Genomic DNA, 26,672 nt, shown 5'->3' on the forward strand with positions numbered 1-26,672 from the left:
AAAGGTATTGCCATGAGTGATTTCACATTACAGCAGTTAGATGATGCCTATCAGGATTACTTCAGCATTGAGCATGCCATCAGCCTCAATGCCCGGCCTCTGGATATCGCTTTGCCTGATGCGGCGGCATTGCAAAATGCCATCCCGGCACCTTTTTTAATGGCCTCTGAAGCCAGCAGTCTGAACAACTCGGCGTTACGCGCATTAAACCGCTTAGGCGAACTGGCCGAAGAGTTAGCACTTTATTTGCAACAACAAGCCCGTAAAATAGATTTACTGCTGCAATACGTATTGCAACAGCAAGACAATAACAGCCAGCGTTATCACACTCTGAGTTATGGTGGCAGCGGCTGCTGTTTTTTAGCCGATACCGCCATGGCACCTTTACAGGTGCTTGAACTGAAAATTTTTCTGGATAATAACGATGGCGCAGTATTCTGCTATGGCCAGGTACTGAGTTGTCAGCCTGCTGCTGACGGCCAGTGGCAGATAAAGGTGGTGTTTAATTGCATTCGGGATGAAGATCGCGAACTTATCGTGCGTGCCAGCCTGCATCAGCAATCACGTTTATTAAAACAAAAGGCCGAGCAACGGCAGCAAAAAAACAGCTAAGTGCACCATAACCCAATTTTATTATTTGTAAGGCTTCGTCGTTTTAATGGATCTGATCACTTCTCTGCCACAGCTTAAACATGCCCAGGATCAGCTGCACTGGGGCAATTTACAAGGCGCTGCCCTGCCACTGGCATTGGCACAACTGATTACACAGCAACCGGCATTATACCTGCTTATTGTACCTGACACGCCAACAGCCCTGAAGCTGGAGCAAGAACTGGGCGTATTTTATCAGCAACAAAACTGTCCGTTACTTACCCTGCCCGATTGGGAAACCTTGCCTTACGATGTGTTTTCGCCACATCAGGATATTGTATCGCAACGGCTGAAAACGCTGTACCAGTTGCCACGCCTGACGCAGGGCCTGGTGATAGTGCCGGTTAGTACACTGCTGTTACGTATTTGCCACCGCGATTATCTGGAGCAAAACAGTTTTCTGATAAAAAAAGGCCAGCAAGCAGATTTAGCGGCGTTAAAACGCCAGCTGGCAGCGGTTGGTTACCGCAGTGTCGAGCAGGTCATGGAGCACGGCGAATTCTCAGCCCGCGGTTCAATATTAGATTTATACCCAATGGGGGCCCACGTCCCCTACCGCATCGACTTTTTTGATAACGACGTCGATGGCATCCGCACCTTTGATCCGGACAATCAGCGTAGCCTGCAAGCGGTAGAGGCAATAGAGCTGTTACCCGCGCACGAGTTTCCAACCGATCAGGCCGCGATCGAACGTTTTCGTATGGCGTACCGTGAACGCTTTAATGCCAGAAACGAGAAAGAATCGCTATATCAGCAAGTTAGCCAGGGGTTATTACCAGCCGGTATTGAATACTATCTGCCACTGTTTACCGAAAAAACAGCCACCTTATTTGACTATTTACCGGCAAACAGCCGCTGTCTGCTGCTGGGAGATACCGAGCACAGTGCCGATAGATTCTGGCAGGAACTAAAACGCCGCTTTGACGACCGCGCTATTGATTTACTGCGGCCGATACTGCCTCCGGCACAGCTGTATCTGAGTACCGACCAACTGTTTGCCAGCTTAAAAAACTATGGCCGGATCCGTTTAAGCATCGCACCACTGCCCGTCAAAGCCGGCAGCGCCAATGCCGAAGCTGAAACTCTGCCTGATCTAAGCGTAAATCACCAACTGAAAAATCCGCTGCAAGCCTTGCAGGACTTTATTCTGCTGCTAAAGCAGCAACAGGGGCGGCTGCTGTTTTTTGTAGAAAGCGAAGGCCGGCGCGAAAGCCTGCTACAGTTGCTGCATAAAGCCGGCGTGCATGTATCACAATTTGATGATCTTGATGCGTTTAACCGCAGCAGCGACGATTTAGGCATAGTAGTAGGCGCATTAGAGCAAGGCGTCTTGCTGCGTCTGGTTAAGCCACTGGCGCTGGTAAGCGAAAACGAGCTGTTTGGCCAAAAAATTAGCCAGCGCCGGCGGCGCAAACGCAGCCAGCAGGTATCCAGCGATACCGTTATCCGTAATCTGGCTGAGCTGAGTATTGGCCAGCCGGTAGTGCATTTACAACACGGTATTGGCCGTTACCAGGGCCTGCAACTGCTGGATGCCGCAGGTATCAGCGCCGAATTTGTTACTATTGAATATGCCGGCAGCAGTAAACTGTATGTGCCGGTTACCTCTTTGCATCTACTCAGCCGTTACAGCGGCAGCGACGCCGAACATGCACCACTGCATAAACTGGGTAACGACAGCTGGGAAAAATCCCGCCGCAAAGCCGCCGAAAAAGTACGTGATGTCGCCGCAGAGCTACTCGACGTTTACGCCCAGCGCGCAGCGCATAAAGGTTACGCCTTTACTTTAGATGAACAACAGTATCTGTCTTTTGCTGACAGCTTTCCGTTTGAAGAAACCGCCGATCAGCAGGATGCCATCGATGCCGTGCTGCGTGATATGCAAAGCCCGCAACCAATGGACCGGCTGGTGTGTGGTGATGTCGGCTTTGGTAAAACCGAAGTGGCCATGCGCGGTGCATTTGTTGCAGTTAACGACGGTAAACAGGTGGCCATACTGGTGCCCACTACATTGCTGGCACAACAACACTTTGAAAACTTTAAAGACCGCTTTGCCAACTGGCCGGTAAGGGTAGAAGTATTATCACGTTTTGTCAGCGCAAAAGAGCAAAAAGCTATTCTGGCCGATGTGGAAAACGGCAAAGTGGATATTCTGATTGGCACACACAAACTGCTGCAGGATGACATCAGGCTGCATGATCTGGGCCTGCTGATCGTAGATGAAGAACACCGCTTTGGCGTACGGCAGAAAGAAAAAATTAAAGCACTGCGTGCCAATATCGATATTCTTACACTAACGGCCACGCCTATTCCGCGTACGCTGAATATGTCTATGTCGGGTATGCGGGATTTATCCATTATTGCCACGCCACCGGCGCGGCGCCTGGCAGTAAAAACCTTCGTGCGGCAATACGAAAGTGGCTTGATCCGCGAAGCGGTCATGCGCGAAATCCTGCGTGGCGGCCAGGTGTATTTTCTGCATAACGACGTAGCAAGCATTGAAAAAGCCGCTACCGATTTAGCCGAACTGCTGCCGGAGGCAATAATTGGTATAGCGCATGGCCAGATGCGCGAGCGCGAACTTGAACAAATCATGTCAGATTTTTACCACCAGCGCTTTAATGTCCTGCTATGTTCAACCATTATTGAAACCGGTATCGACGTACCCACAGCTAATACCATTATTATTAACCGGGCGGATAATTTCGGCCTGGCACAATTGCACCAGTTGCGTGGCCGGGTTGGCCGTTCACATCATCAGGCTTATGCCTATTTACTCACTCCACCGCCAAAGCGCTTAACCAAAGACGCAGAAAAACGCCTGGAGGCCATCGCCAGCCTGGAAGATTTAGGCGCAGGTTTTGCCCTGGCAACGCACGATCTGGAAATTCGTGGTGCCGGTGAACTGTTGGGTGATGAGCAAAGCGGCCAGATTGAATCAGTAGGTTTCAGCCTGTATATGGATATGCTGGAACAAGCCGTCAACGCACTGAAAAATGGCCGAGAGCCCAGTCTGGATGCCATGTTAAGCCAGCAGACAGAGATTGAACTGCGCATCCCTGCTTTACTGCCTGATAGCTACATACCCGATGTAAACCTGCGGTTATCCTGCTATAAAAAGCTGGCATCGGCCCGCAGCACCGACGAGTTGGATGAAGTACAGGTAGAACTGATTGACCGTTTCGGGTTACTGCCCGATGCAGCAAAAAATCTGGTAGCATTGTCTGAGTTTAAACTGCAGGCAGAGCAACTCGGCATTCGCCGCATTGAAGCCAGTAATAAAGGCGGTGTGATAGAATTCAGCGACAGAACCGCCGTATCACCCGGCTATATTATCGAACTGATACAAAAGCAGTCGCGCATCTTTAAGCTTGAAGGCGGCCAAAAACTGCGGTTTAGTATTAATACAGATGACAGCAAAGCACGTTTAAGCCTGATAGAAAACATGCTGTCTGATTTTGCCAGACATAAGGTAAGCAAATGATTAAAACCCTGAAGTATTGCCTGTTAAGCAGTGTTTTACTAACCAGCCCGCTAAGCGCCCAGCAACAACGCTGGTTTGAAGTGGAAATGCTGGTGTTCAGCCAAACGCCCGGTGCAGCAATCCAGGAAACCTTTGGCGACAGCATTAAAGCCATTAAACCAGGCCGGGCTTATGATTTGTTAACCCCGCTCTATCAGCCAGATATCGCCGCTTTGCTGTCTGAACTACCGCTGTGTTCGCAAGACACCGGCTTTGCCAGTGAGTTTGAACTGATGCCACTGCGTTCAAACACCATGTGCATTTTTGAACCACAGGTAAAACCATGGCAGCAGCACAACCTGTTTCAGCCACGTAATACCATTAATAAAGTAGCCTACCCGTCACAGCTGCCAACCGTGATTACCGGCCATGGTGAACATCAGAATACTCCTTATCTGGCGGATGACAGCGCCCTGCAGCTGCGTGATATTGCCCAGCGCATTAACCGTCAGGCCGGCATGTCACTGCTACTGCATACCAGTTGGCGCCAGGCACCGGTAACAGAGCGGCGTGCTATAGCCAGCCGCTGGTTTGCCGGAAAAAACTTCTCACAACAATTCGACTACTGGAGCCAGCCACGTAACTTGCTTGTAGCAACTGCTGATCCCGCGCTAACCAGTAACGCAGCAACCTATACCCTAACCGACAACAACGATACCCAACTGCTTAGCCAGATTGACTCATTGCTACAACAACTCAGCGCTAACAGCCAGTTACCGGCGCCACAGGGCGAGCAACTGGCGGCCATAGCACCAGAGCAAGAAAACCTTAGTAGCTTACCGGATCAGGTATGGCAGCTTGATGGTTTATTTAAACTGCATCTGGATCACTATTTATTTGTTAACACTGAATTTAACCTGCGTATTCCGTCGGCAGATAAGCTAAATACGGTTTATGTACGGCAAAGCCGGCGGGTGATCAGCGGCGAGATACATTATCTGGACCACCCTCACCTGGGTATTATTCTGCAGATCCGCCGGTTTGATCCGCCAGCTGCGGAATAATGTCAGGCAAAGGGGCAACTGCAGTAAAAAAATTGCTATAAATGTATTGCCAAAGCAAGCAGAAATGCCTAAGCTTGCGCCCGTATTACATATTTAAACAAAACAGTGCGGGTATATAACAAATTGTTTTTCTATAGTAGATATACCAACCTGAAATATTACAGAGCAACATGGAAAATCTGAGCCCTTTACCGGAATTTAGTGCCAAGCACTACATACTGTTAGTGGCATTACTGCTTGTTGCCAGTAGTTGCGCGCCAGCATTAAGCTGGTTGTTTCCTTCTCTGGCCGGTACTGTCTGGATAACACTGGTGCCGCCCCTGCTGGGCCTGTATCAGCTATTATTGTTATTTCGCAACCTTGGTATTGTTAAATTACCCGGTGTTGCCTGTTATTCGGCCCTGCTGGCACCGCTTTCTGCGCTGAGTTTTTATCAGTTCGTACTGCACTAACATAGCTTTTACCATTTTTGAGCTATTCATTTTGCGCTATCATAGCAGCGCCCACTAAAACAGTGGGTGCTTTTGCTATATGGCTGCCACAGTCTGCCATTTGCTGATTTTAAGGTTGTACAAATGTCTATTAACTGGTTCCCGGGCCATATGCACAAAGCCCGTAAAGAAATCGCTGAAGTGATGCCGCAGGTCGATATTATTATCGAAATGCTTGATGCCCGTATTCCCTTCTCCAGCGAAAACCCTTTAGTGCCGCAGCTGCGTGGCAACACGCCCTGTATTAAAGTGCTGAATAAAGCCGACTTAGCCGATCCTGTGCTAACCCGGCGCTGGGTTGAACATTTTGAACAACAGGCTGGCGTAAAAGCTATTCCTATCAGCCAGCAAAATCCGGAGCAAATCCGCGCCTTGCTGCAATTGTGTAACGACATGCTGCCAGAGCGTAATCTGGATATCCGTGCAGCGCGGGCCATGATAATGGGTATTCCTAACGTTGGTAAATCAACATTAATTAATACCCTTGCCGGGCGTACCATTGCCAAAACCGGCAACGAAGCCGGTGTGACAAAAATGCAACAGCGTATTAAGCTGGAAAATAACGTGATTTTAACCGACACACCGGGCTTTTTATGGCCCAAGCTCAGCCCGCCTACCTGCGGCTACCGGCTGGCGGTTACAGGCGCAATAAAAGATACCGTGTTTGATTATGCCGATATTGCCATGTTTGCTGCCGACTATCTGTTAAGAGCCTACCCACAGGCAGTTATGCAACGCTTTGGCTTAACCGAACTGCCAGAAAACGATTTAGCACTGATGGATGCCATTGGCCTTAAACGCGGAGCCATGCGTAAAGGTGGTATTGTTGATCTGGAAAAAGCCGGCAGCATATTAATTACCGAGCTACGTGCAGGCAATCTTGGTCAGATCACTCTTGAAACACCGGAAATGGTTAGCCAGGAACAAATAGACGCCAAAGCTGAAGAAGGCGCCAAAGCGAAAGAAAAAGCCGAACGTGAAGCCGAACGCAAACGCAAAGCACAGAGAAAGTATCGCTAAAGAAAACCTGAACAAATAGGCACTTATTCAGGTTTTCACGCTTAATGAAGCCTGCAGGGCTTCCCTTTTATATTCTTATATATGAAGCACAAGTTCTCCTGATTTTGTCAACCAAACTCAGGAGCGTCCTCCCTGTTGATGTAATCTTTTTTATGCCACCAGTGATACAAAGCCGGTAATACTAACAACGTCAGCAAGGTTGCTGAGATAATACCACCGATGACCACGGTTGCCAGCGGGCGTTGTACTTCAGCACCGGTGCCGGTATTCAACGCCATTGGCACAAACCCCAGGCTGGCCACCAGCGCTGTCATCAATACCGGACGTAACCGGATCAACGCGCCTTCAACCACGGCATACAGTAAATCGCCTTTTTCCTGCCATAGCTGGCGCATAAACGATACCATTACCAGACCGTTCAGCACCGCGACACCAGACAAGGCAATAAAGCCGACACCGGCTGAAATAGACAGCGGCATATCGCGCAGCCACAGTGCCAGTACGCCCCCCGTCAGTGCCAGTGGCACACCGGTAAAGATAATCAGTGCATCTTTGAGCGAATTAAACGCCATCACCAACAAGGCGATAATCAGCAATAAGGTCACCGGCACTACGATTGCCAGCCGTTTACTGGCCGACTCCAATTGCTCAAAAGTACCGCCATAATCCAGCCAGTAACCGGCTGGCAGAGTGACGTCGGCACTAATCCGCTGTTTCAGTTCGGCAACAAAGCTACCCAGATCGCGCTCGCGCACATTAGCCGATACCACAATACGGCGCTTACCATTTTCGCGGCTGATTTGTGCCGGTGCCGGTTGAATATCCAGCGTAGCAATTTCATTTAGCGGTACATAGCCTCCATCCGGCGTTGGAATAGGCAGCCATGACAGGCTATCAATATCACTGCGGATTTGCTCCGGTAAACGAACTATTAGCTGAAACCGGCGATCACCTTCATAGATTAGCCCCGCCTCTTCGCCACCAATCGACATGGCGATGATATCCTGAAACTGGCTGACTGTTAGTCCGTAACGGGATAAAGCCGTTAGCTTTGGCATTACCGACAGTACCGGTAAACCGGATACCTGTTCTGTTTTCACATCTGCCGCGCCGCTAATACTGTTGGCAACCTGCTCAATGCTGTTTGCTACGCTTAACAGCACATCCAGGTCATCACCAAACACTTTAATGCCCACATCCGAACGCACACCAGAAATCAGCTCGTTAAAACGCATCTGAATCGGCTGGGTAAACTCGTAGTTATTACCAGGCAGTTGTTCCAGTGCCTGTTCCATTTCAGCTACCAGCGCCGCTTTGGTTTTACGCGGATCCGGCCATTCGCTGCGCGGTTTTAAAATAACAAAGTTGTCTGCAACGTTCGGCGGCATCGGATCAGTTGCTACTTCCGGCGTACCAATTTTGGCAAAAACCTTATCAACTTCAGGAAATTGCTTAATCCGCTGCTCCAGTACTTCCTGCATTGCAACTGACTGCTCCAGCCCGGTACCGGTTACCCGCATCGCATGCAAGGCAATATCGCCTTCATCCAATTGTGGGATAAATTCCGATCCCAGCGTGGTGGCAAGCCATAAACAAACCGCGACCAGCAGCGTTGCCAAACCAGCAACCAGCAAACGCAGCTTGATTACGGCATGCAACACCGGACGATACAGTGATTTTGCAGCCACAATAACCCGGCTTTCCTGTTCGTTGATTTTACCGCTCATAAACACGGCAACGGCGGCAGGAACCACAGTCAGTGACAGCACCATAGCGGCCAGTAATGCCATTACTACTGTAGCGGCCATTGGGTGAAACATTTTGCCTTCAACGCCGGTCAGGGCAAAAATCGGGATATACACTACCGTGATAATCGCTACCCCAAACAAACTGGGTTTAATCACTTCGGTCGTTGCAGCAAACACCACGTTTAAGCGTTCGCGCAGTGCCAGCAAGCCACCATTTTGGTGTTGTGCCATTCCTAAGCGCCGGATACAGTTTTCGACAATAATCACCGCACCATCGACAATCAGGCCAAAATCCAGCGCTCCCAGGCTCATCAAGTTAGCTGATACGCCTTGCTGTACCATACCGGTAATGGTGGCCAACATTGCCAGCGGGATTACGGCGGCGGTAATCAGTGCCGCGCGGATATTCCCCAGCAGCACAAACAGCACCACAATGACCAGTAATGCCCCTTCCAGCAGATTTTTTTGCACAGTCGCAATGGTTTTATCTACCAGCGTGGTACGGTCATATACCGCTTCAACAATCACATTTTCTGGCAGGGAAGCTTTTATCTCTTCCAGCTTTTGAGCAGCATCGCGGGCAACGGTCCGCGAGTTTTCACCCAGCAGCATCATCACCGTACCCATTACGGTTTCGTGGCCGTCACGGGTGGCGGCACCGGTACGTAACTCTTTACCAAGCCCTACTTCTGCCACATCTTTTATCCGGATAGGTACTGAGCCATTTAGCGCTACCACCACATTTTCAATACTGCTGATAGTACTGAGCTGGCTGGGCGAACGCACCAGTAATTGCTGGCCATTACGCTCAATATAACCTGCCCCACGGTTAGCATTATTGCTAAGCAGCGCCTCTGACAGTTGCGGCAATGTCACACCCATGGCCAGCATTTTTGCCGGATCAGGCATCACGTGGTACTGTTTGTCATAACCACCGATGGTATTAACCTCAACCACACCGGGCACTTGCGCCAGTTGCGGTTTGATAATCCAGTCCTGTACTTCACGCAAATACATGGCATCAAGCGGTTTGCCATTTGCATCAGTAGCGCCGGGTTTAACATCGACGGTATAAACAAATATTTCACCCAGGCCAGTAGCAATGGGTCCCATTTGTGGTTCCAGTCCGGCAGGCAGTGCATTCTTGATACTGCCAAGCCGCTCATTAAGCAGGTTACGGGCAAAATAAATGTCGGTGCCTTCTTCAAACACCACCGTAACCTGTGACAGCCCGTAACGTGACAACGAACGGGTATATTTTAGTTTTGGCAAGCCATAAAGCGCCGTTTCCACCACAAAGGTAATCCGTTGCTCGGCTTCCAAAGGTGAATAGCCAGGCGCTTCAGTGTTAATTTGTACCTGTACGTTGGTAATATCAGGTACTGCATCGATAGGTAATCGCTGGTAACTCCACAGCCCGGCGCCAATCAGTAACAAGATCAGGCCCAGCATCAGATACCGTCGCTCAATTGAGAAACGAACGATAGCTTCAATCATGTTTATCTCCTTTTCATCTGCCTGAGCGAGCAAAGGTTACGCAAGGCAAGAACGGGCGAAGCAGCGCAGTTTACATGCGGTAAATGAGCATGCTGAGCCGGTTTTTAACGCCGCAGAACCAAAGCGCAGCCAGGCAAATTTTAGTGTTCGTGAGCTGCGCCGGCTTTTTCGATCTCAGCCTTAATCAGATAACTATTTACCACCACATACTCTTCAGCAGCATGTAGACCAGACAGCACTTCAGTAAAGCGCCCATCGGTGCGGCCTAGCTGCAGTGGTCGCGGTTCATAGCGGTTGCCTTCGCGCACAAACACCACCTGCTTACCTTCCAGATCCTGTAAGGCCTTGTTATCTATCACCAGAGAAACAGCTATGATTTCAGCATCCACCAGCGCATTGACCCGCTCTCCGGCAGAAAAATGGCCGTTGCTGTTATCCAGTGCAACCCGCGCCAATACATAAGGCTGGCCGGAGGCAGGCAAAATATGGCTTATCTGACTATCAACCCTGCCACCGCGAGCTTCAATATGCACCGGCAAACCGGTTTTTATCTCATCCATTGCCGCTGGGAATACTTTCAGCTCAGCCCACAATATGCTGCTGTCTGCCAGTGAAAATAACGTTTCACCGGCTGTGTATTCGCCCTGACTGGCATATTGCTGTAATAACACCCCCGCTATCGGCGCGGTAACCGGATAAGTGCGCAGGCTGTCATTGGATTCCACCAGCGCCAGCACCTCACCTTTTTTCACTGTGTCGCCAACTGCAGGCTTTATCTGGGTAATCATGCCAGGAAAACGGGCTCGCACCTGTGCCTGACGGTTAGGTGGGATTACAAGCTCACCGTATAACGGAATATGGCGTTCAATGGTGCCGGCACCTGCCGTCGCCACTTCAATCCCTACCCTTTTTGCCATGTCGGCATCAATCGTTGCGGCTTCATCGTGATCATCATCATGGTCGCTGCCATGATCGTGCCCGCTATCATCATGGGCATGAGCGCTGTTTGTTTGCGCCGTTTTCGGTTTTTCATCATGACTGTGGCCCGGCCCGGCCTGAGCAGGTGCAACAGCCATACCCTGAGCGATCAGTAATGCAAGGAATAACGCGGAATATTTCATTTGGAAGATCCTGATTCAGTAGTGATAAGCTGAGTGGGTGTCTTTATCGCCAGAGGTGATGCCGCAAGCGCAACACCGGCAAGCTGTTCAATCAGTACCTGATTGCTCAGTGCGGTACTGGCAGCATTAACCAACTCAAGCTGAGCGTCCTGTAGTGCCTGACGGGCAGAAATCCACTCTGCATAGCCATAACGGCCACGGCGGTATGCGTCTTCAGTTTGTTGTAGTGCCTGCTCCAGCACCGGCAGAATATCGCGCTGCATATCTTTCACAGCCATACTGCTGTAACGGTGAGTTTGCCAGGCCTGATATAAGCGGGCGCGTAAATCCAGCAAGGCAGTTTCTTTTTCAAACTGTTCCGCTTGAGACTCTGCCTGCGCCGCAGTTATCGCACCCTGATTACGCTGTTTACTAAACAAAGGCACTGACACGCCGGCAACCAAACCAAAATCCCGGCTTTCTTGTGAACGCATGGCTCCAATCTGCCAGCGTACATCACCCGCCGACTGACTTTGCGCCAGTGTCAGCTCAGCATCACGCAAGCGTTGCCGGGCTGCAAAGACCTCTACGGTGGGGGTTGCCAGCACTTGTTGATAAAGTGTTTGAAAGGAGGGGCTTTGCGCCAGCTGAAATAAATCACCACTAACCTGATTAAAATCGGCTTGTTCCGCCCCCCATAAACTGACCAGCGCCAACTTGCTGCTATCCAGCTCGGTTTGCAGTAAGCCATGCTGCAACTGTGCTTGCTTAAAAGCCACTTTCGCCCTTAGTTGCTCGGCCTCCGGTGCTGCACCACGCTGCACCCGCTGCGTCACCAGCGTTAAAGCCTGCTCAGTCATACTGACGGTTTGTGCCGCCAGCGCCGTTTTTTGCTGCAATGTCAGCACAGTTACAAAACGCTGGGTCAGCTCGCCCAGTAAATCCAGGCTCGCGGCCTGGCGCTGCGCCAGCAATAATCCCTGACTTGCACTGGACACCGCCATCCGGGCCTGGCGCTTATCGCCAAGCTCAATAACGGAAGACAACGACACCGTAACTTCGAGGCTTTTAACACCCGACATATCACCAGTGCCAAAGGCATTATCGGCCTGCACGCCGAGTTCATAGCCTGGCGTTAGCTCTGCCAATTGCTGCTGACCCGCCGCTGCTTTTAAGCGCCAATCAAATACGTGTAGCTGTGGATGTTGTTGTAACACCCGCTTTGCTGCCTGTTGCAGCGTTAACTCTGCTGTTGCAGGTTCAGCGGCATTTACTGTCAGGCTCAGCAGCACACTGCCAGCAGCCAATAAACCTAACGCTGCAAAGCGTTTGCAATTCATTTTTAAGAACATAGCAAAATCCTGTTATAGGTAATGTAAAAACCAAAAAAACAGAATCAGCTGATGGGTGGGCGGTAAATGCTTCGTTTAGGGGAAGAGGGTAGATAATTTAAGTAAGACACCAGCAATTCATTACCAATTACCGGCAAAGCCGGAGCTGGTTTAAACAAGCCAATATGTGCGGCATGGCAATGACTACAATGGTCGCAACCTGCATGAAGTGAGGCATCAGTTAATGATGATTGTTCTGCGGCTACAACCGTACTGGTGTCAGACCATGATATTTGATGATGAATATCATCAGCAGAATGTTCAACAGCGAAAGCGCTGGAAACTACGCATAACAATTGCACCACCAGCAGTAATGCCATCAACATTCTGCTTAGTGGTGTTTTAGTCAGTGCGTAGTTGCTTATCAAAATAATGACCGCCTTACTAATTTAACGAAGTTAGCTTTTAAGGTACGAGCGCAATACGCTAATAACCTGTTCTACATCCGCGTCGCGCTGTAAAGGCTCCAGGTTATCGCCTGCCAGATGATCACGAATATGGTGTTCCAGTATCTCAGTCATCAGGCCATTTATAGCACCTCGCACCGCAGCAATTTGCTGTAGTACTTTACTACAATCACCTTCGGCCAGCAGCTGTTTTTCCAGCCCTTCAACCTGACCTTTAATCCGCCGTACCCGCGTCAGTAACTTGGGTTTATTGGTAATTGAATGAGTCATACCGTACTCCGTAACTATACTCCCCTATAGTATAGTCAGTTTTAATCTTTCTCAAGTCTGTAGCTATAAAAGCTGTCTCTTATTTTATGTTGTTTGTGGCAAAAAGAGCTCTGTTACAAAACGCCCGGTTATGTCTTGTGAAAAAACTAACTTTCCGCCGTGTAAGTTAACAATTTTGCGGGTAATCGATAATCCAAGGCCAGCTCCTGCAACATCCTGATGACCATAACTCCGGAAAAAGCGCTCTCCCAATCGGGCTAGCTCAAGCGTAATATCACCATTAATTGCATTACTCACACTTATCACTACAGCGTGCTGTTCTATACGCGCCTTGATACTGACCTCACTTTGAGCAGGTGCATACTTAGCCGCATTGTCCAGTAAATTACGCAATGCAGCATGAAATAATGCAGGATCGACACGAACCTGTAGCTGCTTTGGTATATCGACCACCCAAATTACGCGATCAATTAGCGGCAAATCAACCGACGCCAAAGCATCTTCTGTTAGCCTAAGAAGCTGAATTTCCTGATATTGCAGTACAATATTATGCTCCAGTTTTTCTGTTTCCATTAACTGCTTAACCAGGTGTGCCAGACGGCGTGTACTTTTTCCAATGGCTTGTATCGCTGTACGTTGCTCTTGGCTATCGGTCGCTTTTTCCAGATTATCGGTATGCACTTGTAAAACACTAAGCGGGGTTCTTAATTCATGAGATACATCCGCAATAAACATTTTTTCTTTTTTAAGATAAGCTTTTAACTCAGCCATTAGTTTATTCACAGCGTCCTTGAATGGCTTTAACTCTCGCGGCAACGGCATCTCAATAGGTTGTAATTCAGTAGGGTTGGTTTCTGCCAGCTTTTTCGATAATTCCCGCACCGGCTTCGTGCCCCATTCCACAGCAAGCCAAACCAGTAATATTATTGGCAATATCGCTATCCCCAGCGGTAACAACTGATTCAGTGTTAAATGCCAGCTTAACTCGTCCCGAACATCTTCCCGTTGCGCAGTAAAGATCCAGGCTTTTTCATCAGGCACATATAAGCTAAAGCCAATCCACAGGTATTGATTATGCCGGATCTCGTGAAAACCTGACTGTTTGGGCAACAATGGCGTTTTGCCGACATTACCGGAACGGATTAACAGTTGACCATTTTCATGCCAGACCTGAACTGCAATTTTGCTTTCGTACTTATGCCCCTCGGAATACCGTTCTTCTGCTGCAGTATGCTCTATACCATCATCCAGTAAAAATGGCATTTCAATGGCGTGATTACTATCTGCAGTCAGGGGAGTATTGGGCTCTACCATTAAATGACGAATTAACCGTGCATACTGTGCCAGCTGTGCATCAAATAACTCGTCAATTTCATGATGAACATTAAACCATGTGTTCAGGCTGGTAATCAGTAACATTAACAGGATAACCGCATTAACACTGAGCAACAGCATCCGGCGGATACTATTAATTTTCACGATGACTCACCAGCATATAACCGACGCCTCTGACCGTTTTTATCAGCGATGCTGTAGTTTTTTTACGGATATTATGAATATGCACCTCTATGGAGTTACTTTCTGTTTCGCCTGTCCAGCCCGAACTGAGTTCATCCAGATACTGTCTACTCAGAATTTTATCCGGATGTAACATAAACTCTTTCAGGATCAAAAACTCACGTGAAGTCAGTACTATATCCCGCCCCTGATAGCGGCAAAGATGCTGCTGCATATTCATTTCTACTTCCTGACAAGTCAGGATGTCCTGCTGTCGTTGCTGATAACGCCGCAGTAATACTCTTAAACGGGCCTCAATTTCTCTGCTATCGCAGGGTTTCAGCACATAATCATCAGCGCCGGCATTTAATGCCTCAACCTTGGTTTCAAGATGATCCCATGCCGTCAGCACCAGAATAGGTGTTGTAACCTTTTTAGCCCGTAAGGTTTTAATTACATGTAATGCCAACCCGTCTGGCAACCCCAGATCCAGAATAATCACATCAAACCCGCTACTGGTTGCTGCCACTATGGCTTGCGAACCGGTAATACAGTGTTCTGTCCGGTAATGTATACGTGATAATGCAGTAATTAACCCCTGCGCAAGCAGGCTATCATCTTCAACCAGTAACAATCTCATAAAGGCTTTTTCCAGCTAGCTTAGAGTAAAATACATAACCAGACGGCGGCACTGGCAACGAGCGTTATTAATACAGCTGCCGACCCAATATCTTTCGCTTTACCGCTTAGCTCGTGATATTCACTGCCAATGCGATCCACCACCACTTCAATGCCGGTATTTAATAGCTCCACGATCAGAATCAGTAATGCACTCAATAACAATAGCGCACGCTCGGCCGCAGATACATCAACCCACAAGGCTACAGGTAGCAATACCAGTAATAAGATAATTTCCTGCCGTATTGCCGCTTCTGATCTCCAGCTACTGGCCAGCCCTTGCCACGAATTGACTCCGGCCAGCATGATCCGTTTAACCCCTTTAGCCTCTGATTTCATATACCCCCCTATGATTGGAGATAACAGTATAAAAGCACAGTCTTAAGAAAGTCTTAAGCATTGTTCGTTAGCCTTGCAGCCACTCTATCTGGCAGTACGGCGAGCCTCTATGACTAAAGTTTCTGCAGTAAAATTCCCGGTATTACGACAAATAACATGCGGTCCCTACACCTACTTACTACGTATGATTCTTATCGGGTTGGTACTATTAAGTGCGGCCCGGCTTGGTCTGGTGCTATGGCTATATGACAGGGTAGCACCTACAGACCAATTGGGCATGATATTCCTGCAGGGGATTCGGGCCGACCTGATTCTACTTTGTATCTGGTCTGCAATACCCGTTCTGTTATCGCTGTGCTGGGCGCGTCCCGGATTACAGCACAGCTGGTTTCGTTTTAGCTATTGGTGGTGCCTGACGGGTTTAATCCTTATTGCATTTATCGAACTATCCACCCCTGCCTTTATTCAGCAATACGATATACGGCCAAACCGCTTGTACATTGAGTATCTGAAATACCCGAAAGAAGTTTTCTCTACCTTATGGCATGGCTTCCGATTGCCACTGGTGGCAGGAACCGTGTTAACTGTCGCAGCCGCTCTACTGCTGCACCGGGCGCTAAGGCTACCGAAGCACACATTGCAAGTATGGCCACTGCGCCAGCATTTACTACTGTGGCCCCTGGTGGTTTTTATGGTATTTGCCGGCATCCGTTCCACTACAGCACACCGCCCTGCTAACCCGGCGCTGTTTGCAATTACCTCTGATGCTATGGTGAATTCTCTCGTCATCAACTCGGGCTATTCGGTTTTATTTGCCTTGTATAACCTCAAACATGAAGCCCGTTCCAGCGAAATATACGGTAAACTGCCAGAGACACAAATGCTGAATTTAAGCCTTAACTGGCCCTGGCTGCAGCAATATGATTTTAATAATGCAGAATACCCAACCTTACACTGGCAACAAGCCGTAAAACAGCGTAATAAACCGCTGAACATAGTAATAGTGTTGATGGAAAGCCAGGGCGCCACCTTTGTTGAATCACTTGGCGGCGCACCGGTCACTCCAGAGCTGGAACAGCTGAAACAGCAAGGCATCTGGTTTGACAATCTGTATGCTACCGGTACTCGCTCAGTACGCGGTATTGAAGCGGTTGTTGCCGGCTTTATGCCGACACCGGCCCAAAGCACGGTAAAGCTGTCAAACAGTCAGCAAGGTTTTACCACTCTGGCATCCATCTTAAAAAAACAGGGCTACCACACTCAGTTTATTTATGGTGGCGAAGCACACTTTGATAATATGCGTAGCTTTTTTACCGGCAATGGTTTTCAGGAGATTGTGGATTTACCTAAAATCAGTAATCCGGTGCTGGTAGGTAGTTGGGGAGCCAGCGATGAAGACTTGTTCAGAACTGCACATCAGCAGTTATTGGCCCTGCATCAACAGCAGCAACCGTTTTTCAGCCTGATATTTTCCTCTAGCAATCATGAACCTTTCGAATTCCCGGACGGCCGGATTTCACTATACCAAGAGCCTAAAAATACGGCTTACAATGCAGTGAAATATGCAGACTGGTCAATGGGCCGCTTTTTTGAGCAAGCAATGAAAAGCCCTTATTGGCAGGATACGCTGTTTCTGGTAGTAGCAGATCATGATAACAGGGTATATGGCAGTAACCTGATCCCGGTGGAAAAGTTTCGCATTCCAGGACTAATTCTGGGCGCAGACACTCAGCCTGAAATACTCACAACCTTAAGTAGTCAGATTGATCTGGCTCCCACTCTGCTTAGCATGGCTGGGATATCGTCCTGTCACCCGATGACGGGACGTGATCTGTTGCTGGACAGTACCAGTTCTGGGCGGGCTCTGATACAGTTTGACAATCTGTTTGCCCTGATGACAGAGGATAAACTTACTATTCTGAAACCCGATGGTAAGGCGGTTAGTGCCAACTATAATCGTGAACACCAGCAATTAACGCTCTCTGAAGAAGCGGTAAGCCCCTTGCAACAACAGCAGGCTTTAGCACAGGTACAACTTCCTTCTTACCTGTATCGTGAACGTAAATACAACGATGATATCCCTTGTGAAAGCCCTTAAAGGGCTTTCTGCTATAGGTAGCAGCAATAGTTTGTTAAGGATCCACAGGAATTTAAGCATTTCTTAAGCACCGCCCCATAAGCTGCGTTGCATATCAGTAGATTATGGAAAGCTTATGTCAGACCTAACGCCCACCGCACATTTGCAAACAGTACCCCTGCCCCGGCAAACCATAGCATTTAACCATAGCTCGCCACTATGGCATCCGCTCTGGTTTGCTTTTGTCGGCGCTTTGGCAATGACCCTACTACTGAACACGCCCTTTTTCGATGCCATACAAGCCAGGGCAGCAGGCCAGTATTCATTACAACTCAGCCTTGTATCATTATTATTTTTACTGAATTTTCTGTTACTCACCTTGTTCAGCTTCCGGCCTGTACAAAAGCCGGTATTTTTATTGCTCTTTCTGCTGGGCTCAACCGCACTGTATTTTAATACCAGTTACGGTGTCGTCATTGATAAAAGTATGCTGCAAAATGCACTGGAAACCGATCCGGCTGAAGCACAAGGGTTGTTGTCTGGCGGGATGTTGTGGCAATTGACCAAGCTGATGCTGTTTCCATTGCTGGCGGTTACCGTTATCCGAACCAAAATGGTGCGCAGCAAACGCTTTTTACTGCACTGGCTGGCGGCAATACTGCTGATTATACTAACGCTGCTCAGTATTGTTACAATCAATTACTCACAGTTAGCGCCTTTTTTTCGCAACTTCCGCGAAGTACGTTATCTGGCACTGCCCGTCAGCACCCTGTCAGCCACAGTATCGTTGGCCAATAACATCCGTAAAACGGCATTTCCGGTCAGTTTTAATCAGCTTGGTCTCGATGCCAAACAGCTACCTGCGGCAACGTCCTCGACAAAACCCAAGCTGATTGTTTTGGTGGTCGGAGAAACAGCCAGGGCCGATCACTTTGGGCTAAATGGTTATGTCAGAAATACCACCCCGCTGCTCAGTGCACTGCCTGTATATAGCTTTAAACAAGCGTCATCATGCGGTACGGCTACGGCTCACTCTTTACCTTGTATGTTTTCGGCTCTGTCGCGTACCGACTATATAGAAAGCACTGCCAAAAACAGCAGTAATGTTCTGGATATACTGCAACACGCCGGTGTTGAAGTGTCTTGGCTTGATAATAACTCAGGCTGCAAAGGCGTGTGCAACCGTGTACCGTCAGAGTTTTTATTTGAGCAACAAAATCACTCCAGCTGTGACAAAGGCCAGTGTCTGGACAGTGTACTCACCGAGCGGCTACCGGTTTACCTTAGCAAGGCTAATACCGCCACAAAAGACCGCCTGATCGTGCTTCATCAACTGGGCAGTCATGGCCCGGAGTATTACCGGCGCAGTGCAATAACCGACAAAGCTTTTGTGCCGGAATGTCAAAACAAGCAACTACCGTTGTGTTCACAGCAAGATGTGATCAATGCGTATGATAACAGCATTATTGCAACCGACCAGTTGCTGGCTACCGTTATCAAGCAGTTGTCAGCGGCCAAGGACTATCAAACCGCCATGCTATATGTTTCAGATCATGGGGAATCTCTGGGCGAAAATGGCATTTACCTGCATGGGCTACCGTACTGGATGGCTCCCACAGCTCAGACACATATACCACTGCTATGGTGGATGTCCGAAAACTACATCACAGGTCAAAAGGTAAACACCTCATGTATACAGCAGCAGACAGAACAGAAAGCCAGCCACGACAACCTTTTTCATACCCTGCTGGCAATATTTAACGTACAAACCACGATGCGAGAAACACAACTTGAATTGTTTAGCCAGTGCCAGAATGATCTATCAGCGTATAAATAAAATCTGCTCAGCAATTGATCCTGCTCAAAACAGCAACTACTATACTGGGGTATAGTATAAAGGTGAGATATAAGGAGCCGATATGAGCGATAAACATAAAGATCACTCTCATTCTGAGACAGAACCCCATTCACATGCCGGTTTTTTAGGCGCCAATACAGAGCTTTTGTTCGCACTTGCCAGTGGTTTTATGCTGGCGGCTGGTTTTATTATCGGTAAAGTGTCAGCAAGTACGCCTGCCTGGCTACCTTTTATCTGTTACCTTAGCGCCTATTTTTTCGGTGGCTTTTTTACCCTGCGTGAAGCCATTGAAAACCTTCGCCATAAACGTTTTGAAATTGACACCTTGATGCTGGTTGCGGCGGCTGGTGCGGCTGCTTTGGGTGCCTGGGCTGAAGGTGCCTTGTTATTGTTCTTGTTTAGTCTGGGACATGCGCTGGAACACTACGCCATGGGCAGAGCTAAACGGGCTATCGAAGCACTGGCGGAGCTGGCCCCTAAAACAGCGATGGTTCGCCGTAATGAGCAACTGCTGGAAATTCCGGTAGAAACATTGGAAGTGGGCGATATTGTGGTCGTTCGCCCCAACGAACGCCTGCCTGCAGACGGTTTTCTGATTAAAGGCACCAGCAGCATTAACCAGGCGCCGGTTACCGGGGAAAGTATTCCGGTTGATAAACACCCGGTTGATGATCCGGAGTTTGCCCGCAAGCGCCCGGATTCTATAGAAGCTGCCAGCAAAGTGTTCGCCGGAACCATAAATGGTGGCGGAGCCATTGAGATAGAAGTGACCAGCCGCTCCAGCGATTCCGCTCTGGCCCGTGCGGTCAAGATGGTGAGCGAAGCAGAGATACGCAAGTCCCCTACTCAACGCTTTACCGATAAATTCGAGCGTATTTTTGTGCCCGCCGTACTGGGACTGGTCGTGATATTGCTGTTTGCCTGGGTCGTTATTGACGAGCCTTTCCGCGATAGTTTTTACCGTGCCATGGCGGTACTGGTTGCCGCCAGCCCCTGTGCACTGGCCATTGCCACCCCCAGTGCCGTATTATCCGGTATTGCCAGAGCTGCCCGTGGCGGCGTATTAATTAAAGGCGGCGCACCATTGGAAGAGCTGGGCGCACTAACCGCCATGGCGTTTGATAAAACCGGCACGCTGACTGAAGGCCGCCCGCATATTACCGATATTGTTGTGGCACAAGGTGTATCAGAAGAAGAACTGCTGCGTGTAGCCGTTGCAGTAGAAGCACTGAGTGACCACCCGCTGGCCGCAGCAATCACCCGTGATGGCCGCAAACGGCTGGCCGGTAAAGAACCAGCCCAGGCAGAAAACCTGCAAAGCTATGCCGGTTTGGGAGTAAGTGCACAACTGGATGGAAAAACGGTCTGGATTGGCAAAGCCAAGATGTTTGGTAATGAAGAAACCGGTCAAGCTATCGCGCCACTAAACCCGCAGACAACAGAAGCCATCAATGATTTGCGCAACAGTGGCCGTACTGTTATGGCAATACGCCACGGAGAGCGCGATTTAGGCGCTATTGGCCTGATGGATACCCCCCGCCCTGCCGCTAAAGCTGCGTTAGCGACCTTACGGCAGCTGGGTATCTCAAGAATGATTATGATCTCCGGTGATAACCAGCAGGTTGCAGAAGCTGTGGCAAAAGAAGTTGGCCTGGATGAAGCCTGGGGCGATTTAATGCCACAGGATAAAGTCACTGCTATCCGTAAATTACGCGAAACAACCCAGGTTGCGATGGTGGGTGATGGTGTTAATGATGCACCGGCTATGGCGAATGCCAGTGTCGGCATTGCCATGGGCGCAGCCGGCTCTGATGTTGCACTGGAAACCGCAGATGTTGCCCTGATGGCAGACGACCTGCGCCATCTGCCTTTTGCGGTAGATTTAAGCCGTCGTACCCGCCGCATTATTCTGCAGAATGTATTTGTCAGCCTTGGTATCGTAGCATTACTGGTGCCAGCAACCATAATGGGGCTGGGCATCGGTGCTGCGGTGGCTGTACATGAAGGTTCAACACTGATTGTGGTATTTAACGCCCTGCGTCTGCTGGCTTATACTCCAGCCAAAAACATAGCGCCAGAAGCATAAATATCATCCCCAAAAAATAATTACAGGCGGCATAATAACGGTAATCATACCAAACGGGCAGTTACTGCCCGTTCTGTACAAGTTGGCACACAACAAGCAGCATTAATATTTTGCCATGGCAGCGCTATATTTTTGGGTGCCGCCATTGCGAAAATAGCAGCAGCCCCCCAAATCTGGGTTTGTATTTGTTTTATTACCCCGGAGGACAGACTATGTTTTACGATATTACCGTAGTGCAATTTAGCAAAATGCTGCAAAATTTAAGCGCCATCCTTAACAAAGGCGCCAGTTTTGCCGAAACAAAAAAAGTGGATGTTGCCGTTTTACTGAATGCGCGTTTAGCACCGGATCAGTTTCATCTTATCCGCCAGGTGCAAATTGCCTGCGACACAGCCAAATTAGGCGTAGCACGCCTAACCGGTAAAACTGACAGTGCCCCCAAGCATGCCGATGACGAAACCACCTTAGCGCAATTACAGCAGCGCATCAGTGATACAGTAGCCTATCTGGCCAGCTTTACCGAGGCTGATTTCAGCCAGTCCGCCACGCAAAAAATCACTCAGCCACGCTGGGAAGGTAAATATCTAACGGGTTACGAATTCTTGATCCAGCATGTCATCCCTAATTTGTATTTCCATATCACCACCGCCTACGCCATTTTGCGTCACAATGGTGTCGATGTAGGTAAAAAAGATTATCTGGGTGCGATGCCGTATAAAGTTTAGCGCGTAGTGTAAAACGCCGGGCATTAAACCCGGCGTTTTACTTTTTACAGAAAAGACCTGCTTTGTGACTATTGGTAACTAACTGTAAAAGCTCTACTTTATCTGTTATAGCCCCTGATAAACTAGCTGCTTCGCGCTAAGTTGCCAGGTGGTATATATGCAATCGCAGGTTTTGTTATCCCTTGTCGTCCCGTTTTATAATGCGGCAGACTATTTGGACCAATTATTGATGTCGGTTGAAACACAGCTAACCGCTCAGGTACAACTGGTGTTAGTCTGTGACGGCGCAACGGATAGCAGTTTGGCAGTAGCGCAACGCCATATTGCCAGATCTGTTTGGCCAGAATGTTATATGCTGTTGAGTCAGCTAAACAGCGGTGTAAGTGTGGCCAGAAATCTGGGTATCGCACACAGTACAGGCCGGTATGTTGGCTTTGTGGATGCTGACGATCTGCTACTACCCGGTTATATCACGCAAGTGCTCCGGGTTATTACCGGGCATCAGCCTGATCTTATCGAAATAGGCTTTAAACGTTTTAGCGATATATCGGCCCTGCCATCTGCCAGGCCGCATTATATGCGCCACAAAGCCGGCGAGCACAAGGTTAGTGATGTTGCTATTGCTGTATTTCAGTCAAACCGCTGGTTCCCCTGGTTAAGAATATACCGCAAAGCTATAGCGCCGGGTTTTAATTTCCCCTCCGGCATCGCATTTTGCGAAGACGTTATGGCAATACCCACTTTGTACCAGCAAGCGTTTCAACTGTATCATTTACGTTTACCGCTTTATGGCTACCGTGAACACAGCTCAAGCGCATCCTTTAACGTTAAGCCAGAACAACAACAGCAACTGCAGCAGTTTTTTACCGGCTTGCAGCAAGGCAGCTTTTACCCGGCCATACCGGCGCGCTGGCGTAATATTTTACTGTTAAACCTGGCTTATTTATTTTACACCTTGCAACTTAACAACCCGGCAGTTAAAGCACTGCCAGTTGCCTTAGAGCTCCAGTTCAGAATACTGCTTAAACAATTGTGGTTAACACCGGGTTTTTCACTGCGGAAAAAACTGACACTGGCATTTGCATCGCACTTTTTCCACAAAAATCGCTTGCGACTGAACTGAGCAAGCCTGCTCGCAGGGTTTGCCGGGAATATAAGGCCAGCGTCAATACAATCTGAATATTAAAACACCGGCATTGGCACACCATACCTGTTTGTTTTTTGCACAACTCACTCTGTATCTTTAGCCGGATTCAGGTATAATCCGCCGACTTTTTTCCGGCTTAGCCAACTTTAAGAGACACTATGACAGTACAAACCTTTGATCCGACGCAAACCACCACTTTGGATACCGCAACCAAAGCCTTAGCCGGGCAAGCTAAAGCCGGTGCTGGCAAAGGTAATACTATAGGTTTCGTGTCTCTGGGCTGCCCGAAAAACCTGGTTGATTCCGAGCGTATTCTTACCCAGCTAAAAAGCGAGGGCTATAACATAGTGCCAAGCTATGACGATGCCGAATTAGTTATTGTTAACACCTGTGGTTTTATTGACTCTGCGGTACAAGAATCGCTGGAAACCATCGGTGAAGCGCTGGCTGAAAACGGCAAAGTTATTGTTACCGGCTGTTTGGGCGCGCGCGAAGATGAAATCCGCCAGGTACACCCTAATGTACTGGGCATTACCGGCCCGCACTCGTATGAAAACGTATTAAAGCAGGTGCATGAGTTTGTACCTAAACCCAAATATGACCCCTTTACCATGCTGGTACCGGATCATGGCGTTAAATTAACGCCCAAGCATTATGCCTATTTAAAAATCTCTGAAGGCTGTAACCACCGCTGTACCTTTTGCATTATTCCGTCAATGCGTGGTGATTTAGTCAGCCGTCCGGTAGGCGAAGTACTGGACGAAGCACAGCGCCTGAAAAATGCCGGTGTAAAAGAGCTGCTGATTATCTCGCAAGACACCAGCGCCTATGGTGTGGATGTAAAACACCGTACCGGTTTCTGGAACGGCTCACCGGTTAAAACCTCTATGCAGTCACTGTGTGAAGCCTTAGGCGATATGGGGATTTGGGTACGTTTGCACTATGTTTACCCCTATCCGCACGTAGATGACATTATCCCGCTGATGGCGCAGGGTAAGATACTGCCGTATTTAGATATTCCGTTTCAGCATGCCAGCCCGCGCATCTTAAAGCTGATGAAACGCCCCGGTCAGGCCGACCGCGTATTAGAGCGGATTAAAAAATGGCGGGAAATTTGCCCGGAGTTAACCATCCGCTCAACCTTTATTGTTGGCTTCCCCGGTGAAACTGAAGAAGACTTCCAGATGCTGCTGGACTGGCTGCAAGAAGCGCAACTGGACCGCGTTGGCTGCTTTAAATACAGCCCGGTAGAAGGCGCTAAAGCCAATGAACTGGCCGATCCGGTGCCTGAAGAGGTAATGGAACAGCGTTACCACCGTTTTATGCAAACCCAGCAAGCAATCAGTAGCGCCCGTTTACAAGCTAAGATTGGCAAAACCATTAAAGTGCTGATCGACGAAGTAGACGAAGAAGGCGCCATAGGCCGAAGCTTTGCCGATGCGCCGGAAATTGACGGTGCGGTATACCTGAACGGTTTAACCGGCGTTAAACCCGGTGATCTGATTGACGCCGTGGTTGAAGAAGCCGATGAATATGACTTATGGGCCTCTGTGGCAGAGTAATCAATAGTTGTTAACAGCATGCGAAACAGGTGGCTTGGGCCACCTGTTTTTTATTCTTATCATGTCTATTCGCACCCGGCTTATTCGTGCCACTTAAGCCCGGCCATCACGACATCGGGCCAAAACTGCTGCAACTGACGGTTAAATAACTCCAGATCACCGCTACTGTAAAATTTATCTGCACCGGCTTGTGCACTGCTGCTTAGCAGCTGGGTTTGTATCAATCGCTGCTGTAACTGTTTAGCTACTGCCATTTCGGTGCGGATAATACTGACATCCGGCCCGGCAATTTCAGCGATTAAATCTGCGACAAAATTATAATGCGTGCAGCCCAGCACCAGGGTGTCGGCGCCTTGTGCCAGCAAGGGCTGAATATAACTTTGCAGCAATGCCTGCATTTTATTGCCACTAAAATCCAATGCTTCTATTAACGGCACCAGTTGCGGACAAGGCTGTAATATCACTTTGGCCTGGCCGGCATAACGCTGCGCTAACGTAGCAAAGGCTGGCGTTAACAAGGTGCGTGGCGTGGCCAGCACCCCCACTACACCGCTTTTGCTGGCCAGTACCGCCGGTTTTACGCCGGGCTCTACGCCGATAATGGGTAGCGGGTATTGCGCCCTCAGCCTGGCAATAGCGGCAGTAGTTGCAGTATTACACGCCACTACTATAGCTTTAACACCGGCAGCGGTTAAATGCCGGGTAATATGGTCCATACGCTGATAGATATAGTCGTCGGTTTTTTCACCATAGGGCGCGTGGCCGCTATCGGCGACATAAATCAGGCTTTCGTTAGGCAGCAGTTCACGCACTGCACGGGCAACCGACAGGCCACCAATACCGGAATCGAAAATACCTATTGCTGCAGAATTAACCATCACATGCCCACCTGTAATTTAAGGTAGCAAAATTAGCATATTTTCAGGCTTTTTTTCCGGGGTATCGGCATAAAACTGCGATACCAACCAGAGCAGCAGCTAATTCAGTGAACAACAGCCAGGCCTCTGCGGCCTGCAGCACCCACAGAGTAAGACCTGACAGCAGCAGCCAGAGCAAGGGAATAAAAGCGACAAGCCACAAACGCCAGCCCCGCAGCAGCATAAGCGCCAGGCCAAGCGTAGTTATGGCAGTAGGATCGGCATGTATGCCAAACACCTGTGCCTGCCCCCAACCAGCGCCGCTAAGCGGTGCTATAAGTGGCAGAGCAATCAAACCGGTAAGCGCAATGCCAAGTCCAATCGCAACAGCAGATATTTTAGCGGCTGGCGCCTTACGGCGGCCAAAACCGGCTAATGCCAGCCATAACAGCAGTATGGCCTGAGCGTAAAAGGCGTAACCCATATAATTGCCCGCCCAGTTAAGCTGGGCATAGTGCTGCATAAAAAACACCCAACCGACAAAAGCCCAAACCGGCGCCATAAGTAACCAAACCAACCGGTCACGTTTTTTTAATGCCAGTACCAGCACTGCAGCGCCCAGTAGCAGGCTAAGTAAATGCAGTGGCCACCAGCTTTCGCTTATACGTTCCAGCAGGCGAAAGTACACATCGGCGCTAAAGGGAATAAAATCCTGCAGCTGATAGCTGGCCCAGCTATTCATAA

General features: G+C 49.0%; 21 protein-coding genes. 11 read left to right on the plus strand and 10 right to left on the minus strand.

Translation table 11 applies throughout. The features are described from left to right. The first annotated feature begins 12 nt into the window (after positions 1–12). From J3B89_RS18730 to ylqF, 5 genes are all read left to right on the plus strand, one after another. On the plus strand, positions 13–612 hold the full coding sequence (locus J3B89_RS18730) for a PilZ domain-containing protein (protein ID WP_215399162.1): 600 nt from the start codon (positions 13–15) through the stop codon (positions 610–612). Positions 613–658: 46 nt separating this feature from the next. Then, positions 659–4,135 (plus strand): transcription-repair coupling factor, encoded by a 3,477-nt coding sequence (gene mfd, locus J3B89_RS18735; protein WP_215399163.1) that lies wholly within the window; start codon positions 659–661, stop codon positions 4,133–4,135. Further along, positions 4,132–5,178, plus strand: coding sequence for a CsiV family protein (locus J3B89_RS18740; protein ID WP_215399164.1), 1,047 nt, complete (start codon positions 4,132–4,134; stop codon positions 5,176–5,178). The genes mfd and J3B89_RS18740 overlap by 4 nt, the downstream gene beginning before the upstream one ends. 170 nt (positions 5,179–5,348) lie before the next feature. After that, complete coding sequence (locus J3B89_RS18745) at positions 5,349–5,630, plus strand: hypothetical protein (RefSeq protein ID WP_215399165.1); 282 nt, start codon at positions 5,349–5,351, stop codon at positions 5,628–5,630. Positions 5,631–5,753: 123 nt separating this feature from the next. Further along, the gene (gene ylqF, locus J3B89_RS18750) at positions 5,754–6,689 is read left to right on the plus strand and encodes a ribosome biogenesis GTPase YlqF (RefSeq protein ID WP_215399166.1); all 936 of its coding nucleotides are present in this window, start codon (positions 5,754–5,756) and stop codon (positions 6,687–6,689) included. Between the two features lie 107 nt (positions 6,690–6,796). On the opposite strand, the gene J3B89_RS18755 is transcribed toward ylqF, so the two are convergent. The 8 genes from J3B89_RS18755 to J3B89_RS18790 form a co-directional block, all read right to left on the minus strand. Beyond that, positions 6,797–9,934 (minus strand): efflux RND transporter permease subunit, encoded by a 3,138-nt coding sequence (locus J3B89_RS18755; protein WP_215399167.1) that lies wholly within the window; start codon positions 9,932–9,934, stop codon positions 6,797–6,799. Between the two features lie 140 nt (positions 9,935–10,074). Beyond that, positions 10,075–11,055, minus strand: a complete 981-nt coding sequence (locus tag J3B89_RS18760) for an efflux RND transporter periplasmic adaptor subunit (protein WP_215399168.1) — start codon at positions 11,053–11,055, stop codon at positions 10,075–10,077. Continuing rightward, entirely contained in the window at positions 11,052–12,386 is a 1,335-nt protein-coding gene (locus tag J3B89_RS18765) for a TolC family protein (protein WP_008984037.1), read from the minus strand. The genes J3B89_RS18760 and J3B89_RS18765 overlap by 4 nt, the downstream gene beginning before the upstream one ends. Positions 12,387–12,430: 44 nt before the next feature. Beyond that, positions 12,431–12,745 carry a hypothetical protein gene (locus J3B89_RS18770; protein WP_008984038.1) on the minus strand — a complete coding sequence of 105 codons (315 nt, stop codon included), beginning with the start codon at positions 12,743–12,745 and terminating at the stop codon, positions 12,431–12,433. Between the two features lie 78 nt (positions 12,746–12,823). Further along, complete coding sequence (locus tag J3B89_RS18775; RefSeq protein ID WP_008984039.1) at positions 12,824–13,102, minus strand: metal/formaldehyde-sensitive transcriptional repressor; 279 nt, start codon at positions 13,100–13,102, stop codon at positions 12,824–12,826. A gap of 84 nt (positions 13,103–13,186) precedes the next feature. After that, on the minus strand, positions 13,187–14,581 hold the full coding sequence (locus J3B89_RS18780) for an ATP-binding protein (protein WP_215399169.1): 1,395 nt from the start codon (positions 14,579–14,581) through the stop codon (positions 13,187–13,189). Continuing rightward, on the minus strand, positions 14,571–15,239 hold the full coding sequence (locus J3B89_RS18785; protein WP_215399170.1) for a response regulator: 669 nt from the start codon (positions 15,237–15,239) through the stop codon (positions 14,571–14,573). The genes J3B89_RS18780 and J3B89_RS18785 overlap by 11 nt, the downstream gene beginning before the upstream one ends. 20 nt (positions 15,240–15,259) lie before the next feature. Further along, positions 15,260–15,616 carry a diacylglycerol kinase gene (locus J3B89_RS18790; protein ID WP_008223741.1) on the minus strand — a complete coding sequence of 119 codons (357 nt, stop codon included), beginning with the start codon at positions 15,614–15,616 and terminating at the stop codon, positions 15,260–15,262. 109 nt (positions 15,617–15,725) lie between these two features. Here J3B89_RS18790 and J3B89_RS18795 point away from each other — a divergent pair, with 109 nt between their 5' ends. The 6 genes from J3B89_RS18795 (at position 15,726) to rimO (ending at position 25,071) form a co-directional block, all read left to right on the plus strand. Further along, positions 15,726–17,714 carry an LTA synthase family protein gene (locus J3B89_RS18795; protein ID WP_050979281.1) on the plus strand — a complete coding sequence of 663 codons (1,989 nt, stop codon included), beginning with the start codon at positions 15,726–15,728 and terminating at the stop codon, positions 17,712–17,714. Positions 17,715–17,829: 115 nt separating this feature from the next. Further along, positions 17,830–19,530 carry a phosphoethanolamine transferase gene (locus tag J3B89_RS18800; RefSeq protein WP_008984043.1) on the plus strand — a complete coding sequence of 567 codons (1,701 nt, stop codon included), beginning with the start codon at positions 17,830–17,832 and terminating at the stop codon, positions 19,528–19,530. 82 nt (positions 19,531–19,612) lie between these two features. Continuing rightward, positions 19,613–21,637, plus strand: a complete 2,025-nt coding sequence (locus J3B89_RS18805; RefSeq protein WP_215399171.1) for a heavy metal translocating P-type ATPase — start codon at positions 19,613–19,615, stop codon at positions 21,635–21,637. A 212-nt stretch (positions 21,638–21,849) separates the two neighbouring features. Further along, on the plus strand, positions 21,850–22,362 hold the full coding sequence (locus J3B89_RS18810) for a DUF1993 domain-containing protein (protein WP_134054404.1): 513 nt from the start codon (positions 21,850–21,852) through the stop codon (positions 22,360–22,362). A 157-nt stretch (positions 22,363–22,519) separates the two neighbouring features. Then, positions 22,520–23,485: a glycosyltransferase family 2 protein gene (locus J3B89_RS18815; RefSeq protein ID WP_215399172.1), complete on the plus strand. Its 966-nt coding sequence runs from the start codon at positions 22,520–22,522 to the stop codon at positions 23,483–23,485. A 182-nt stretch (positions 23,486–23,667) separates the two neighbouring features. Further along, a complete protein-coding gene (gene rimO, locus J3B89_RS18820; RefSeq protein ID WP_215399173.1) occupies positions 23,668–25,071 on the plus strand; it encodes a 30S ribosomal protein S12 methylthiotransferase RimO in 1,404 nt (467 codons plus the stop codon). A gap of 80 nt (positions 25,072–25,151) precedes the next feature. Here the strand turns inward: rimO and murI are convergent, their stop codons facing one another. Together murI and J3B89_RS18830 are read right to left on the minus strand one after the other, a co-directional pair. Then, positions 25,152–25,949: a glutamate racemase gene (murI, locus tag J3B89_RS18825; protein ID WP_215399185.1), complete on the minus strand. Its 798-nt coding sequence runs from the start codon at positions 25,947–25,949 to the stop codon at positions 25,152–25,154. A gap of 43 nt (positions 25,950–25,992) precedes the next feature. Beyond that, entirely contained in the window at positions 25,993–26,670 is a 678-nt protein-coding gene (locus J3B89_RS18830) for a DUF6064 family protein (protein ID WP_215399174.1), read from the minus strand. Between the last annotated feature and the right edge of the window lie 2 nt (positions 26,671–26,672).

The organism is Rheinheimera oceanensis (genome assembly GCF_018831085.1).
GTDB classification, from domain to species: Bacteria; Pseudomonadota; Gammaproteobacteria; order Enterobacterales; family Alteromonadaceae; genus Alishewanella; species Alishewanella oceanensis.

Bases quoted from the DNA above. Each gene is read 5' to 3' on its own strand.
- J3B89_RS18730 (WP_215399162.1), top strand. From the start codon at position 13: ATGAGTGATTTCACATTACAGCAGTTAGATGATGCCTATCAGGATTAC.
- mfd (WP_215399163.1), top strand. From the start codon at position 659: ATGGATCTGATCACTTCTCTGCCACAGCTTAAACATGCCCAGGATCAG.
- J3B89_RS18740 (WP_215399164.1), top strand. From the start codon at position 4,132: ATGATTAAAACCCTGAAGTATTGCCTGTTAAGCAGTGTTTTACTAACC.
- J3B89_RS18745 (WP_215399165.1), top strand. From the start codon at position 5,349: ATGGAAAATCTGAGCCCTTTACCGGAATTTAGTGCCAAGCACTACATA.
- ylqF (WP_215399166.1), top strand. From the start codon at position 5,754: ATGTCTATTAACTGGTTCCCGGGCCATATGCACAAAGCCCGTAAAGAA.
- J3B89_RS18755 (WP_215399167.1), bottom strand. From the start codon at position 9,934: ATGATTGAAGCTATCGTTCGTTTCTCAATTGAGCGACGGTATCTGATG.
- J3B89_RS18760 (WP_215399168.1), bottom strand. From the start codon at position 11,055: ATGAAATATTCCGCGTTATTCCTTGCATTACTGATCGCTCAGGGTATG.
- J3B89_RS18765 (WP_008984037.1), bottom strand. From the start codon at position 12,386: ATGTTCTTAAAAATGAATTGCAAACGCTTTGCAGCGTTAGGTTTATTG.
- J3B89_RS18770 (WP_008984038.1), bottom strand. From the start codon at position 12,745: ATGGCATTACTGCTGGTGGTGCAATTGTTATGCGTAGTTTCCAGCGCT.
- J3B89_RS18775 (WP_008984039.1), bottom strand. From the start codon at position 13,102: ATGACTCATTCAATTACCAATAAACCCAAGTTACTGACGCGGGTACGG.
- J3B89_RS18785 (WP_215399170.1), bottom strand. From the start codon at position 15,239: ATGAGATTGTTACTGGTTGAAGATGATAGCCTGCTTGCGCAGGGGTTA.
- J3B89_RS18790 (WP_008223741.1), bottom strand. From the start codon at position 15,616: ATGAAATCAGAGGCTAAAGGGGTTAAACGGATCATGCTGGCCGGAGTC.
- J3B89_RS18795 (WP_050979281.1), top strand. From the start codon at position 15,726: ATGACTAAAGTTTCTGCAGTAAAATTCCCGGTATTACGACAAATAACA.
- J3B89_RS18800 (WP_008984043.1), top strand. From the start codon at position 17,830: ATGTCAGACCTAACGCCCACCGCACATTTGCAAACAGTACCCCTGCCC.
- J3B89_RS18805 (WP_215399171.1), top strand. From the start codon at position 19,613: ATGAGCGATAAACATAAAGATCACTCTCATTCTGAGACAGAACCCCAT.
- J3B89_RS18810 (WP_134054404.1), top strand. From the start codon at position 21,850: ATGTTTTACGATATTACCGTAGTGCAATTTAGCAAAATGCTGCAAAAT.
- J3B89_RS18815 (WP_215399172.1), top strand. From the start codon at position 22,520: ATGCAATCGCAGGTTTTGTTATCCCTTGTCGTCCCGTTTTATAATGCG.
- rimO (WP_215399173.1), top strand. From the start codon at position 23,668: ATGACAGTACAAACCTTTGATCCGACGCAAACCACCACTTTGGATACC.
- murI (WP_215399185.1), bottom strand. From the start codon at position 25,949: ATGGTTAATTCTGCAGCAATAGGTATTTTCGATTCCGGTATTGGTGGC.
- J3B89_RS18830 (WP_215399174.1), bottom strand. From the start codon at position 26,670: ATGAATAGCTGGGCCAGCTATCAGCTGCAGGATTTTATTCCCTTTAGC.